A 14921-nucleotide genomic window follows, 5' to 3' on the forward strand; every position below is an offset into this window, starting at 1 on the left:
TCGCTCAACGGATAAAAGCTACCCCGGGGATAACAGGCTTATCTCCCCCAAGAGTCCACATCGACGGGGAGGTTTGGCACCTCGATGTCGGCTCATCGCATCCTGGGGCTGTAGTCGGTCCCAAGGGTTGGGCTGTTCGCCCATTAAAGCGGTACGCGAGCTGGGTTCAGAACGTCGTGAGACAGTTCGGTCCCTATCCGTCGTGGGCGCAGGAAATTTGAGAGGAGCTGTCCTTAGTACGAGAGGACCGGGATGGACGCACCGCTGGTGTACCAGTTGTCTTGCCAAAGGCATCGCTGGGTAGCTATGTGCGGAAGGGATAAGTGCTGAAAGCATCTAAGCATGAAGCCCCCCTCGAGATGAGATTTCCCATAGCGTCAAGCTAGTAAGATCCCTGAAAGATGATCAGGTTGATAGGTCAGAGGTGGAAGCGTGGCGACATGTGGAGCTGACTGATACTAATCGATCGAGGACTTAACCAAAATGAAAAGCGGAGGCGACTGTTCAACTTTGAGAGACGTTGGAGAGCCGGCCATTCAAATCCTGGTTTTGGGTTTGGAGGGACGGATCGAAACGGCCGAGAAGTTAGGAGCCGAAGCTAGACAAGTCATTGGTGAATACTCGGCAAAACGCTTCTTCATACATTATCTAGTTTTGAGGGAACGAAGTTTCTTCAGCCAAATAGTCCGGTGGCGATAGCGAGAAGGTCACACCCGTTCCCATACCGAACACGGAAGTTAAGCTTCTCAGCGCCGATGGTAGTTGGGGGCTGTCCCCCTGTGAGAGTAGGACGCTGCCGGGCAAATGAAAGAGCACCTGATGGGTGCTCTTTTTTATGTTGTTTCATGATTTTTAGAATAGAAAAACCTAATTGGTGATTTATCGAGGAAGATATAGGTGCTGCTCTACTTAATGCTTTTCTATCTAAACGAAATCTGTTCAATGCAAATAATTAAACTGGAGCACAGCTTTAATAATACTTTACCTCAAAATAATCTTAATCTTTTTTCTCCGAATTGCCCGGATATGTTATTTAAAACAAAAGTTTATAAGCCTGCAATCCAAAATAAATTCCAAAACCAATCAAGGAAATTCCAGATAGTATTGATATTAGAGCGAGAATTTTTCCCGTTAAAAATCTTCTAAAGCTGCTTGCGACTGCTGCCATTGTAATATCCCAGAGAAGAAGACCGGTAAAAATTGCTCCGCTGTATAAAATAACATGGGCCTTGTCATACTCAGCAGCTGTTTTTGCAAGAATTGAGCCATAGATGCCGAGCCAAAACAGTATAGTTAGAGGATTTGACAATGACATGAGAAAGCCTGACATGAAGGATTTAACTTTAGATTCATTTTTAGTCCTGACGCTTGATACTACTTTGCCGGAGCTTATTAAAGTTTCTACACCCGTATAAATCAGGATAAAAAACCCAAAGCACCATAAAAAAGCTTTCATAAATGGAATCTCCAGAAAATGTACAACACCTAAATATACTGCCGCCATGTAAATTGCTTCTGCTGTCATAGCTCCCAGCCCGACAAGCCAGGCATGGAAAAAACCATTCTTTATCCCTTTATCCAATTGGGCAGCATTAATGGGACCAATTGGCGCTGCAAGCGATAGACCCAAGAAAACATAGCCTAGAAAAATGTTCATATATGTACAGCTCCTAACTGCCAAAACCTGTTTGTACAAAGTGTATTCAGAGTATTGGAAGGATAGGACAACTATTTAATCCTGAATAAGCAGCAACTGCCTATTCCAGAGTTTTGTTTCAGAAAAAGACCCGGGTTCGGACTCTAACCCGCACTCTCCCGCATTTTTGTGTCCGAAGTATGTGTCCTCGGTTCGGACACATACTTAAAAATCATAAAAAAAATTTGACTGCTTCACACGTTTTAACAAACTAAGCATAAATTTCTCGTCCATGCAAAAAATAAACTGAAAAAAACCTGAGGAGAGTGTTCTTATGGATGCAAAACGAGTGAAGCAAATTCTTTCATCATCAGCAGAAATCGAGGTAAAATACAATGGTACGTCTGTGTGGATCGACAAGCTGAATGAGGATGGAAGAACAGCTACGGTACATTTGCGCGGTCCGCTTGAAGAAAGATCTGAAGTGGACATTACAGAATTAACGGAATTCTAAAATGACTGCAGGCCGCCAGCATTGGCGGCTTTTCATCTATATATCCTGACTGGATTCATTTTCTGTTCGTTCATTTAAGTACTTATTTTCAGCAGCAGCAAAGTTTACAGACTGCAGGCTAATTTCTTTTTCGATTCCATACAAATCTTTGCCAGTGTCTTCTGCATTTTCATGCCTTCTATCCACATCAGCGGCCTCCTTTTTATTGTGTTTCCGTTAGTATAAACAGAGCTTTTCAATAACATGAAAGGCAAATTATACTTAAAAATCCGGAATTTATCCCATTTTGAATTTCAGAACTTTACATAGGGTACCGGGGTATAATATAATAAACTCAAAGGAGGCTGATCAAATGGCTTTTGATTTGGAAAACGAAGACTTATCTGCTGACAGCTGCTGTTCGATTGAATCAGAGAGAAAAAGTCATCATTCAGAAAAAGTTAAGAAGAATTTGACGACCCGATTAAATCGAATTGAAGGGCAAATACGCGGAATAAAGGGACTTATTGATAGAGACGTGTATTGTGACGATATAATAACGCAAATTTCTGCAACTCAGTCTGCTTTGAATAGCGTAGCAAAGCTATTGCTGGAAGGCCATTTGAAAAGCTGTGTGGTCGAAAGAATCCATGAAGGCGATCAAGAAGTGCTTGATGAATTTTTAGTCACAATTCAAAAGTTAATGAAAAAATAATAGGGGGTTACATTAATATGGATAGCGTAACTTTGAAAGTAAGCGGAATGTCATGCGGACATTGTGTAAAAGCAGTAGAAGGAAGTGTCGGCAAATTAACCGGTGTGGATAAGGTAGCAGTGGACCTTGAGAATGGCAAGGTGCAGGTTCAATTTGACTCATCTTCAGTATCAATTGAACAAATCAAAGAAACGATTGACGATCAAGGTTATGATGTAGAGTAATCTAATCGGGCAGGAACGTGTGAATAAAATACACGTTCTCTTTTTTTACAAATAAGAAATTTGCCTAATTTATTTTGATTGACATATAGGGTAGTGGGGTATAGTATATAAATGTAAGGTAACTTCGTAAATAAAGGAGTGGGAGTTATGGGTGATGCGGCCCTTAAGGAGGTTCACCTTCCGATATCGGGAATGACATGTGCAGCCTGCTCTTCTCGAATCGAGAAGGGGCTAAATAAGCTGGATGGTGTCCAGGAAGCAAGTGTCAATCTCGCATTGGAAAAAGCAGCCATAAAATATAATCCGGAAGTAACTTCTGTTGCCGCTTTTGAGGAAAAAATTGAGGATCTTGGTTATGCAGTAGTAACGGAGAAAGCAGAGTTTGAATTGCTGGGGATGACCTGTGCAGCCTGTTCAGGAAGAATTGAAAAAGTCCTTAATAAACTTCCTGGTGTTAAACATGCAGTGGTTAATTTGGCTCTCGAAACGGGGACTGTTGAATACAATCCTGAGCAAGTTTCTGTACAGGATATGATAAAAAAAGTGGAAAATTTGGGATATCAGGCGAAAGTAAAAACGGATAATGACCAGGATATCGAAGGTTATAGGGAAAAAGAGATTGAAAAGCAAAAAGGCAAGTTCATTTTCTCGTTAATTCTTTCTATCCCTTTATTTTGGTCTATGGTGGGACATTTTGAGTTTACCTCATTTATTTACGTTCCAGAAATGTTTATGAATCCGTGGGTCCAGCTGGCGCTTGCAGCTCCAGTGCAATTCTTCATAGGAAAGCAATTTTATGCCGGAGCGTATAAGGCATTAAAAAATAAAAGCGCCAATATGGATGTGCTGGTTGCCCTGGGTACATCTGCCGCTTTTTTCTATAGTTTATATCAATCATTTTTATCAATTGGGGGCAATGGACATATAGCGGAGCTTTATTATGAAACAAGTGCTATCCTCATTACATTAATCATTTTAGGCAAGCTGTTTGAAGCGAGGGCTAAGGGGCGTTCCTCTGAAGCAATCAAAAAGCTTATGGGTCTTCAGGCAAAAACAGCTACTGTCTTAAGGGAAGGTGAAGAAATTGAAGTTCCCCTTGATGAAGTTATTGCCGGGGAGATCATTTATGTAAAACCGGGTGAAAAAATTCCGGTCGATGGTGAAATTATCGAGGGACAGTCAGCATTGGATGAATCAATGCTGACGGGTGAAAGCGTGCCAGTTGATAAAACGGCAGGCGACACAGTAATTGGATCCACCTTAAATAAAAATGGATTTCTGAAAATTAAAGCCACTAAAGTTGGCAAAGATACAGCACTATCACAGATTATTAAAGTGGTTGAAGAAGCGCAGGGTTCCAAAGCACCCATACAGCGAATGGCAGACAAAATCTCTGGTATATTCGTTCCCATTGTGGTGACTATAGCAGCTGTTACCTTTCTGGTGTGGTATATATGGGTAAGTCCAGGGAATTTTGCTGAAGCACTCGAAAAATTGATTGCCGTCCTGGTGATTGCATGTCCATGTGCCCTGGGTCTGGCCACGCCAACTTCTATAATGGCAGGGTCTGGCCGGGCAGCGGAATATGGGGTTCTTTTTAAAGGCGGGGAGCACCTGGAGCTTACACATGAAATCACAACAGTCGTCCTTGATAAAACTGGAACCGTAACACATGGCAAACCGGTTTTAACAGATGTGGTTACAAGTGGCCAAGTTGAAGAAAGAACATTTCTCCAGCTGGCAGGATCTGCTGAGAGACAGTCCGAGCATCCATTGGCCGAAGCGATTGTGAGTGGAATAAAAGATAAAGGAATCACTCTATTTAATCCGGAGGAGTTTGAGGCTATTCCCGGTTATGGCATTAAAGCAAAAGTGGAAGGAAAATACCTCCTTATCGGTACAAGTAGATTAATGGATAAATACGATATAAATGTCCAATCAGCTAAACTCGAGATGGAAAATCTTGAGCGAAATGGAAAAACGGCAATGCTTGTTGCGATAGATGGCAAATATGCAGGTATCGTTGCAGTTGCGGATACAATAAAAGAAACTTCCAGAAGTGCAATCACCCGCTTAAAACAATTGGGGATCGAAGTCATTATGATCACAGGGGATAACAAGCGTACGGCTCAGGCAATTGCTGAGGAAGTGGGGATAGACTCTGCAATTGCGGAGGTTTTACCTGAAGGCAAGGCAGAAGAGGTTAAAAAACTTCAAAATCAGGGAAAAAAAGTTGCCATGGTCGGCGATGGCATAAACGATGCCCCTGCACTTGCTGTTGCTGATATTGGAATGGCAATTGGCACTGGTACAGACGTTGCGATGGAAGCAGCCGATATTACTCTTATGCGAGGAGATTTAAATAGTATTGCAGATGCCATCCTAATGAGTAAAAAAACCATAAGGAATATCAAACAAAATCTATTCTGGGCATTTGCATACAATACGCTTGGCATCCCGATAGCTGCATTAGGGTTCCTTGCACCCTGGCTTGCCGGCGCAGCAATGGCTTTCAGCTCCGTATCTGTCGTTTTAAACGCACTTCGATTACAAAGAGTGAAAATCAAATAAATAAAACATTTAAAACCATTGGATTTAGCCCAATGGAATCAACAATAGGATTCACCTTCTTTTAAAACCAACAACGCCATCACTAATTTTGCTAAAATTTTTGGATTTTGATGATTAACCGAGTATCCATTCAGGTGCTCGGTTCTTTATATTATAGATTAAATATAAGGATTTTAAGATTTTAAGGCATCTTAACCGAAACTACTCTATAAAGAGACCTCATATAATCCCCCTTTTCCTTCATAGCCATCTATTTTCTAAATATTTTTTCTTAGCTTATTCTGAAAAACTTCTTCTAAAATTTATATGTAGACTACAAAGAGTGATGATGTGAAAAGTTCGAATATGCTATTATATTGGTATCAATCAAAAAAGGCAATTTCATTAGAAGAGTAAATTTACTCTGCCTTAATTTGGCCAGTGCTTACAATTACGGGGAGTCTATTGATAAAGGAAGTCGATTATACAAATGCATAAAATCGGGGTAGTCGGTCTAAAAACATCTATAGAAGCAATCATAGAACTTGCAGAAGAATATAAAACTGAGCTGGAATTCATCTCTTTTTCCTATGAAGAAACCGAAGAGGTAGAGAAAATTGTTAGAGAACATAATTCTCATGTACATGCTTGGCTTTTTTCTGGTCCACTTCCCTATGAAATTGCAAAAAAAACCCTAGATACGGATAAAATCATGGTTCATGTTCCTGCAACGGAATCAGGCTTTTATAGATATTATTTAGAGATGATCTATGAGCAAGGAAAAATTATTGAGCAGCTTAGTATTGATACGATGCTCTTAAATAATATTAGTGAGGAAGCGACGTCACAAATAAATTTAAAAATCCCAAAGGTTTATACGAAAGAGTATGATTTAAATGTTGATACGAATGAATTATTAAATTTTCATTTAGATTTATGGAAAAGGGGAAAGACAGAAGGCGCTTTAACTTGTTTTCCGTCAGTGTGTGAAGCTTTACGAGAAAAAGGAATTCCAGCCTATAAGATGTCGAGTAGTAAGATGGAAATACGGCAAACGCTTCGGATACTTTCTGAAAAAGTAAGGTCTTCCTACTTTAAAGGTACACAAATCGGAATTGAAATCATTGAAGTTGAATATTTTAACAGAGTGGCAGAGGAGATGAAAACTCCTTATCATTTACAGTACTTAGAGCTCCGGCTAAAAGAAATGTTGATTCAACTTTGTGAAAAACTAAATGGTTCTTTATCAGAAAAAGGAAACGGCAGATACATGATTATTAGTTCACGCGGTGCCATTCAGAGGGAAATTATGACGCTCGAAAATACCGTTCAAAAGTTGGCTTTTGAAGCGGATACTACTGTTGCCGTTGGAATTGGCTTTGGCGAGACTGCCTTTTCGGCAGAAATCAATGCTTTTCGGGCTATTCAACATTCAAAGGCAACGAAAAAACGAAAAATTGTAATTGTTCAAGATAATGGAAATATTGTTGAATCTCCAGGCAAACAAAAAGAACTACAATATGACAGCCGTACACATAATGAAACGCTTCTCAAAAAGTTAAAAAAAGGAACAATCAGCGTAAAAACATATAAAAAGATATTGGCTCTCATTAAAAGAATGGGATGGCAAGAGTTTACAACAAAGGATTTAGCGACACATCTCGAGATGACAGAGCGTAATGTACGGCGTATAGTTGCTTATATGTGCGAAGTTGATTTGGCACAATGTGTTGGTGAAGAGGCTAACGCCACCCGTGGAAGGCCAAGTAAAATTTATAGATTATTATAAGCACCCATAATTGGGTGCTTCAGACTGTCGACAAACTCAATGAAAATTGAGCTTGTCTGCAGTCATTTTTGTTTTAAAATAGAAGTAATACGATACTTGAGGTGATTAAGATGCTTTCTAAACATAATCCAATTCAACGGGATCAAATCGAAATGATTGCATTAGATGAACTTGTCCCAGCGGACCATTTGGTTCGCAAAATTGAAGCGGCGATTGATTTTTCCTTTGTCTATGATTTGGTGAAAGATATGTATTCAGAAGTAGGACGCCCAAGTATTGACCCTGTTATCTTAATCAAACTCACATTCATTCAATATACCTTCGGTATTCGCTCCATGCGTCAAACAATTGAGGAATTGAAAACAAATATGGCCTATCGGTGGTTTTTAGGATACGGCTTCCACGATAAAGTTCCTCACTTCTCAACTTTCGGAAAAAACTATGAGCGCCGATTTAAAAATACCGATCTCTTTGAACAGATATTCTATCGAATTTTAAAAGCTGCAGCTGAAAAGAATTTAATAAGTGCAGAACATGTTTTTGTAGATTCTACTCATGTAAAAGCGAGTGCGAATAAACGGAAATTTGAAAAGAAAGTTGTTCGAAAAGAAACCCGTGCCTATCAACAACGCCTTCAAGAAGAAATTAATCGAGATCGTGAAGATCATGGAAAAAAGCCTTTTCCGCCAGATAAGTTTGATAAGGAAGAATTCAAAGAAACTAAGGAAAGTACAACTGACCCAGAGAGTGGATACTATGTAAAAGATGAGCGTACAAAACAGTTCGCCTATTCTTTTCACGCTGCCGCAGATCGCAACGGCTTTGTACTAGGCACAACTGTAACCCCTGGTAACACGCATGATAGTCATATTTTAGAGCCATTGGTAGAACAAGTCATTGAGAAAGTTAGTAAACCAGAAGCTGTTGCGGCCGACGCAGCCTATAAAACACCTGCTATCACGAGCTACTTATTGAAAAACGACATCACACCTGCTTTACCTTACACACGACCTCGCACAAAAGAGGGTTTCTTCAGAAAACATGAGTATGTTTATGATGAGCATTTTGACTGTTACATTTGCCCAGCTGGTGAGATATTAAAGTATAAAACGACTACAAAGGAAGGTTATCGTCAATATAAATCAGATCCGCGAATTTGTGCTGGATGCCCGTTCTTGTCTCAATGCACACAGAGTCAAGCGCACCAAAAGCTCATTCAACGTCATGTGTGGGAGGAACATTTGGAAGAGGCAGACCACCTTCGCCACCATCAAAACGTCAAAAAAATCTATGAGAAGCGAAAAGAAACAATTGAACGTGTTTTCGCAGATGCAAAAGAAAAGCATGGCATGCGTTGGACAACTTTAAGGGGACTTAAAAAATTGTCAATGCAGGCGATGCTTACTTTCGCTGCCATGAATTTAAAGAAAATGGCCAACTGGACTTGGCAAGGCCCAGTAATAGCCTAGAAGATGACCTCGGAGAGGTTTACAGTCATGAAAAAATGCTTTCAAGTCCAATAAAAAAGTAAAAAGGGTCCGGAATAAGGCTATTCCGAACCCCTTTTGTCTACAAACTGAAGCACCCATAATTGGGTGCTTATTTAATTTGTTCCTTAAATCCAGGTGTAGATTATAGATTTATCACTATTAAATTTAAGAATGAGAAAATATAGTTTAGAATTTTCGAAAAATATTGAAATAGAATCATTGAAATATTATAATTCATTTAAGGACTATTTTCCTTTATTAACCCTTAATTAAAATTTGTTATATAAATTGAATGCAAAAGGAGCTGTAAATGGGTGACACAAACATTTATGATTCATGATTTACTCGAGACTGTTAAAGATGAAGTGATTGGGTGGCGAAGGTATTTACATAAGAATCCTGAGCTTTCATTTCAGGAGGAAAAAACAGCCCAATTTGTATATGAAACTCTACAAACTTTTGGAGATTTGGAAATTTCACGACCAACAAAAACGAGTATTATGGCCCGTTTGATTAGTCAGCAGCCTGGTAAGGTTATTGCACTGCGGGCAGATATGGATGCGCTTCCAATTGAGGAAGAGAATGATTTTGAATTTGTGTCGCAGAACTTAGGTGTAATGCATGCTTGTGGACATGATGGGCATACTGCGATGCTGCTTGGTGCAGCAAAATTATTAACTCAATTAAAAGAGCACATAAAAGGGGAAATTCGTTTTCTTTTTCAACATGCTGAAGAGTTATTCCCAGGTGGTGCTCAAGAAATGATTAGAGCTGGGGTATTGGATGGAGTAGATCAAGTTATTGGCATTCATCTATGTTCACCTATTGAGGTTGGCAATATTGGAGTTTGCCATGGACCAGCTACCTCCGCGAGTGACACATTTGATATTAAAATTCAAGGAAAAGGCGGTCATTCTTCTGAGCCACATGCAACAATTGATCCAATTGCAGTTGGAGCACAAGTTATAAACAACCTTCAGCATATCGTTTCGAGATATTGTGATCCACTCGAAAAGCTAGTAGTATCCGTGACGAAATTTAATAGCGGTACGGCTCACAATGTAATTCCTGATAATGCTATATTAAGCGGTTCAATACGAAGCTTTAATTCAGACGTTCGGAATCAGATTCCGATTTTAATTGAAAGAGTTGTTAAAGGCGTTACGGAAGCACATAATGCTTCATTTGAAGTTGATTATCATTTTGGCTACAGTCCAGTTGTAAATAATGAAAGGGTAAGAGCAGTTATGGAGGAAACTATAATTGATGTATGGGGAGAAGATACTTTGCTTAGGATGCCGGCACTTATGAGCGGTGAAGACTTTTCTGCATTTTCAGATAAAGTTCCAGGTTGTTTCATCTTTATTGGTGCAGGAAATCAGAACAAAGGGATTATCTATCCACACCATCACCCCCGTTTTACCATTGATGAAGATGCATTAGAAATCGGTGTTGAATTGTTAGTCCAATCATCTTTTAGATTATTAATGGAATAAAAACTAAATCTACTGCTAAACAAAAGCAGATAATCAAAGGGGTGTAAAAAAGTGATACATGAACCTGTCATAGCAGCTGTGATTATCTTGGCATTAATCGCGGTAGGAGAAATTATTTCTATATTTACAAAAGCGAGGGTTTCTATGTTCCTCGTTGCTATAATAGGATATCTTTTGTTAATTTGGACGGGAATTATACCAAAAGAATTAATCGGAGATTCTAAATTTATTGAGATTGGTGCCGTATTAGGGACAGCTCCAATAATTATTCATATGGGCACGTTGATCCCTCTCAAGGTTATACGTAGTCAATGGAAGGCCGTTGCAATATCTTTGTTGGGAATTATTTTTGGCACTGGTCTAATCCTTCTTTTGATTACAATGATGTATGGTTATAAAACTGCGGTTGCAGGAGCAGGACCATTAACAGGAGGAGTAATTGCGTTTTTAGTAACCGCAGAAGGGTTAAAAGAAGTGGGATTAGCAAGCCTAGTGGTAATTCCAGCTTTAATTCTATCATTCCAATCGCTGTTTGGCATGCCTCTTTCCGCAATTTTATTACGTCGTTACGCATTAAAGTATCGGAAAGCTGCAGATGCTAGAACCTATACAGCTTCCACGTTAGAAGTAGAAGTAGAAAATGTTATAACTACAGAAGACGCTAAGGAGCTAAATACCGCTTGGATTCCAAAAAAGTATCAAACTAATCTTATTCTTCTTTTTCAGCTATTTATCGGAGGCGCTATTGCCGTGGTTCTAGAGCAATTTACTGGCATACCCTATAGTATATGGGCTTTGGTTCTTGGAATAGGCGGAAGATTAATAGGATTTTATCCAGACCGTGTCATGGAGCGTGCTAATGCTTTCACAGTTGGGATGGCAGGACTCGTATTTTTAATTATTGCTACTATGAACGATACGACATTCGAGATGTTTATTGGTTATCTTCCTGAAATGTTCTCGATTATTGCTGTCGGAATTTTGGGTATTATTATCGGAGGCTTTATAGGTTCAAAATTGTTTAAATGGGATCCTTTAAAGGGTCTTCCTGTGGCACTGACGGCTACAATAGGTTTCCCTGGTGATTATCTTATTTGCGAGGAAGTCAGCAGAAGCGTCGGCAGAAATAAAGAAGAAGAGGAAATGATATTAAATGAAATATTGACCCCGATGTTAATTGGTGGATTTACAACTGTAACAGCAGGATCAGTGGTAATTGCGAGTATTTTAATAAAAACGTTGTAGTCACTAAATTAATTTACAAGTCCCTTTTCTATTAAGTGGACCTTTAATAATGAATATAAGGTAGAGAATAAAAAAAGGGTGCGACATAGTCAGCGCCCTTTGGTTAGCCTTTTAGTCTAGTTCTACCCTATATTTAATGTGTTTTTTGACGCTCAGTCCTAATGATCATAGGTCCATTCTTATCCTTTTTTATATTCTCCAAATAACGTACTAAATAATTCTCCGTGATTCGGACTGGTACATACCTCCGCCGTGAACCAATGATATTCTCGGCCACAAACATTTTTTTCGTCAAATACATAAGATCTTGGCCTGTTTCTTTTTCTGCACTCTTGTATTGATCCGTCTGTGGCTCTTTGTCAGCTTTATGAAAAATACTCATTTAATGATACATGGGCGTCCGTTCACCCGAATCATTTAGGTAAGTTCAAAAGTTCAAACCTGGACATTCTCATAAGTTCTGGTGCTGTCCTCTCCATATAGCTATCTGGGACAAAATCTTTAAATGGGACATCAGCCTTTCTCTGTTTTTTTTGTTTTGCTTTCACTCATAGACTTGGAACAAAAATAGCAAAAATATGGCTCTTCATTTAGTTTATCTAGGTTACTACCGCAATAAGAGGGAGATCCCCTCATGTTTTTTTCTGCATGAACGATTAAAAATTTGTAATCTATTTCCCTATATGATAGAATCATCTACAACATATAGTATTAAATTAAAAGAATTAAAACTACATATAGATCGTGATTGGTGTCCTTTATGGACTTAATAGGGAATTCGGTGAAAAACCGAAGCTGTCCCCGCAACTGTAAGTGCAGACGAAAAGAGCATGCCACTGTACAAAACGCTTTATGGCGCTTGTATGGGAAGGGCTTTTAGTAGAGTGAAGCACAAGCCAGGAGACCTGCCAGGGCGATCGAAAGTTTCTTATCTTCGGGGATTGAGATGATGAAACGATCGCGTAATGGCCGTTTGTTCATCTGCTTACTGCTATTATTCTATCGTTTGATCCGCTCATTTTCCGAGCGGATTTTTATTTTGCCTTTAGGAGGAAGTAAAATGGTCCAAACCATACAGCCGATAGAAATTTTAGAAGAACTTAAGAATGAATTTCCGCAGCTCGGCATTGAACAACTGTTAAAAAGGTATGAAGAAATGAGTCAGCTGAGAGCAGAGGCCATGTATGACCAGCTTATACTTGATTGCATATCATTTATAAGCATTGAAGAGCCTGATTGGACGTTTGCCGCTTCACGTCTGCTTCTTAAAAAGCTCTATATCGAGTCCGGCAAAAACAGAGAATGCGATCCGGATGACTGCTACACACATTTTTATGCGCTAATTGAACGTCTGACAGATGTGGGTATTTATGAGCAGGATTTATTAGATATGTATTCTAAGAGTGAGATAAATGAACTGTCCCACTTTATTAATAAAGAAAATGACCGTTTATTTACATATCTGGGGCTGAAAATGCTGGCTGACCGATATCTAGCCAGGGACAAACAAAGAAATTTATATGAGCTGCCACAGGAGCGGTTTATGATCATCAGCATGGTGCTGATGAAAAAGGAGCCGAAAAGCAAGCGGCTTGAGCTTGTTAAAGAAGCTTACTGGGCAATGAGTGGCTTGTATATGACGGTTGCTACTCCAACGCTCGCTAATGCAGGGAAAAACTGGGGACAGCTTTCAAGCTGTTTTATCGAGACGGTTGATGACAGTCTTGATTCTATATATGACAGCAATACCGATATCGCATCACTGTCTAAAAATGGCGGTGGAATCGGAGTCTATTTGGGGAAAATCCGCAGCAGAGGCAGTGATATTAAAGGGTTTAAGGGGGCATCTTCCGGTGTGATTCCCTGGATGAAGCAGCTGAATAACACAGCCGTCAGTGTCGATCAGCTTGGCCAAAGGCAGGGTGCCATAAGCGTGTATCTGGATGTCTGGCATAAAGATATCTTCTCATTTCTTGATGCAAAGCTAAATAATGGAGATGAAAGGCAGAGAACACATGATTTATTCACAGGTGTCTGCATTCCGGATTTGTTTATGGAAAAAGTGGAAAGCCGCGGGTATTGGTATTTATTTGATCCCCATGAAGTCCGCACGGTAATGGGTTTCTCACTGGAAGATTTTTATGACGAAGGGGAAGGCGAAGGTTCATACCGCCAAAAATATAAAGAGTGTATAGATAACCCGATCTTATCCAGGGAAAAAGTTTCTGCTATCGAGATCATGAAATCCATCATGAGAAGTCAGCTTGAAACTGGGTCACCATTCATGTTCTATCGGGATGAGGTGAATCGAAAGAATGCGAATTCCCATTGCGGGATGATTTACTGCACCAACCTGTGCACTGAGATTGTACAAAACCAGAGTGTTACAAAGAGGGTCGAAGAATATACAAGGGACGGTAGAATTATTATCGAAAAACAGCCGGGAGATTTCGTTGTCTGCAATCTTTCTTCCATCAATCTTGCACGGGCCATAAATGAAGGAGTCCTTGAAAGACTTGTGCCAATTCAGGTGAGGATGCTTGATAATGTTATTGATATTAATAAAATTCCAGTTCCTCAGGGGCAGATCACAAATCAAAAGTACCGCGCGATTGGGCTGGGGACTTTTGGCTGGCACCACCTTCTTGCACTGAAAAAAATCACATGGGAAAGCGAAGAAGCAGAAGAATTTGCTGACTCTCTATATGAACAAATTGCTTTCTTATCGATAAAAAGCTCTATGAATCTGGCAAAAGAAAAAGGAAGCTATTCGGTTTTTAAAGGCTCTGATTGGGAAACAGGCGCCTACTTTGAAAAGCGGGGATATCTGGAGGCAGAGTCAGCCATGGACTGGGCTGCATTGAGGGAAGACGTAAGGAAGTACGGTGTTAGAAATGCCTATTTGCAGGCTGTTGCCCCTAATGCATCAACGGCTTTAATTGCAGGCAGCACTCCAAGTATTGATCCTATCTTTAACAAGCAGTATTCCGAAGAGAAAAAGGATTATCGGATCCCTGTTACTGCTCCTGATATAAATAGTGAGACCATTTGGTATTACAAATCTGCTTATCACATTCACCAGGAGTGGAGCATCAGGCAGAATGCAAACAGGCAAAAACATATAGATCAGGCTATTTCATTTAATTTTTATATACCTAACCATATAAAAGCTATAGATCTTTTAAATCTGCATCTTTCGGCATGGAAGAATAAATTAAAAACAACTTACTATATCCGTTCAACTTCATCAGAGGTTGAAGACTGCGAATCTTGCTCAAGCTAA

At 39.7% G+C, this 14921-nt stretch carries 11 protein-coding genes, 2 rRNA genes and 1 riboswitch (1 of these 14 running past the window's edge); of the genes, 11 read left to right on the top strand and 2 right to left on the bottom strand.

Going from position 1 to position 14921, the window contains the following annotated elements; translation table 11 throughout:
• Both NSQ49_RS21160 and rrf read left to right on the top strand, forming a co-directional pair.
• A 23S ribosomal RNA gene (locus NSQ49_RS21160) occupies positions 1-482 on the top strand (it extends 2454 nt beyond the left edge of the window).
• A gap of 203 nt (positions 483-685) precedes the next feature.
• Positions 686-802, top strand: a 5S ribosomal RNA gene (rrf, locus tag NSQ49_RS21165).
• A gap of 231 nt (positions 803-1033) precedes the next feature.
• On the opposite strand, the gene NSQ49_RS21170 is transcribed toward rrf, so the two are convergent.
• Positions 1034-1657, bottom strand: coding sequence for a LysE family transporter (locus NSQ49_RS21170; RefSeq protein WP_251284997.1), 624 nt, complete (start codon positions 1655-1657; stop codon positions 1034-1036).
• Between the two features lie 313 nt (positions 1658-1970).
• Here NSQ49_RS21170 and NSQ49_RS21175 point away from each other — a divergent pair, with 313 nt between their 5' ends.
• Complete coding sequence (locus NSQ49_RS21175) at positions 1971-2150, top strand: H-type small acid-soluble spore protein (protein ID WP_159871885.1); 180 nt, start codon at positions 1971-1973, stop codon at positions 2148-2150.
• Between the two features lie 36 nt (positions 2151-2186).
• On the opposite strand, the gene NSQ49_RS21180 is transcribed toward NSQ49_RS21175, so the two are convergent.
• Positions 2187-2336, bottom strand: coding sequence for a hypothetical protein (locus NSQ49_RS21180; RefSeq protein ID WP_201306630.1), 150 nt, complete (start codon positions 2334-2336; stop codon positions 2187-2189).
• A 166-nt stretch (positions 2337-2502) separates the two neighbouring features.
• Between NSQ49_RS21180 and NSQ49_RS21185 the strand changes: the two genes are divergently transcribed.
• The 8 genes from NSQ49_RS21185 to NSQ49_RS21220 all read left to right on the top strand — a co-directional run bounded on the left by NSQ49_RS21185 (position 2503) and on the right by NSQ49_RS21220 (position 14921).
• The gene (locus NSQ49_RS21185) at positions 2503-2844 is read left to right on the top strand and encodes a metal-sensitive transcriptional regulator (RefSeq protein ID WP_251284998.1); all 342 of its coding nucleotides are present in this window, start codon (positions 2503-2505) and stop codon (positions 2842-2844) included.
• 17 nt (positions 2845-2861) lie between these two features.
• Positions 2862-3068, top strand: a complete 207-nt coding sequence (copZ, locus tag NSQ49_RS21190) for a copper chaperone CopZ (protein ID WP_159871879.1) — start codon at positions 2862-2864, stop codon at positions 3066-3068.
• Positions 3069-3215: 147 nt separating this feature from the next.
• Positions 3216-5639: a heavy metal translocating P-type ATPase gene (locus NSQ49_RS21195; protein WP_251284999.1), complete on the top strand. Its 2424-nt coding sequence runs from the start codon at positions 3216-3218 to the stop codon at positions 5637-5639.
• A 469-nt stretch (positions 5640-6108) separates the two neighbouring features.
• Complete coding sequence (locus tag NSQ49_RS21200; protein ID WP_159871873.1) at positions 6109-7407, top strand: hypothetical protein; 1299 nt, start codon at positions 6109-6111, stop codon at positions 7405-7407.
• 110 nt (positions 7408-7517) lie between these two features.
• Positions 7518-8876: an IS1182 family transposase gene (locus NSQ49_RS21205; RefSeq protein ID WP_159871981.1), complete on the top strand. Its 1359-nt coding sequence runs from the start codon at positions 7518-7520 to the stop codon at positions 8874-8876.
• A 350-nt stretch (positions 8877-9226) separates the two neighbouring features.
• Entirely contained in the window at positions 9227-10393 is a 1167-nt protein-coding gene (locus NSQ49_RS21210; RefSeq protein ID WP_159863025.1) for an amidohydrolase, read from the top strand.
• Between the two features lie 51 nt (positions 10394-10444).
• Positions 10445-11638 carry a hypothetical protein gene (locus NSQ49_RS21215; RefSeq protein WP_236566139.1) on the top strand — a complete coding sequence of 398 codons (1194 nt, stop codon included), beginning with the start codon at positions 10445-10447 and terminating at the stop codon, positions 11636-11638.
• A 732-nt stretch (positions 11639-12370) separates the two neighbouring features.
• A riboswitch (cobalamin riboswitch) is annotated at positions 12371-12564 on the top strand.
• Between the two features lie 134 nt (positions 12565-12698).
• Positions 12699-14921, top strand: coding sequence for a ribonucleoside-diphosphate reductase subunit alpha (locus NSQ49_RS21220; RefSeq protein WP_159862761.1), 2223 nt, complete (start codon positions 12699-12701; stop codon positions 14919-14921).

It is taken from the genome of Cytobacillus sp. FSL R5-0377, from assembly GCF_038004385.1.
Taxonomy (GTDB): domain Bacteria; phylum Bacillota; class Bacilli; order Bacillales; family Cytobacillaceae; genus Cytobacillus.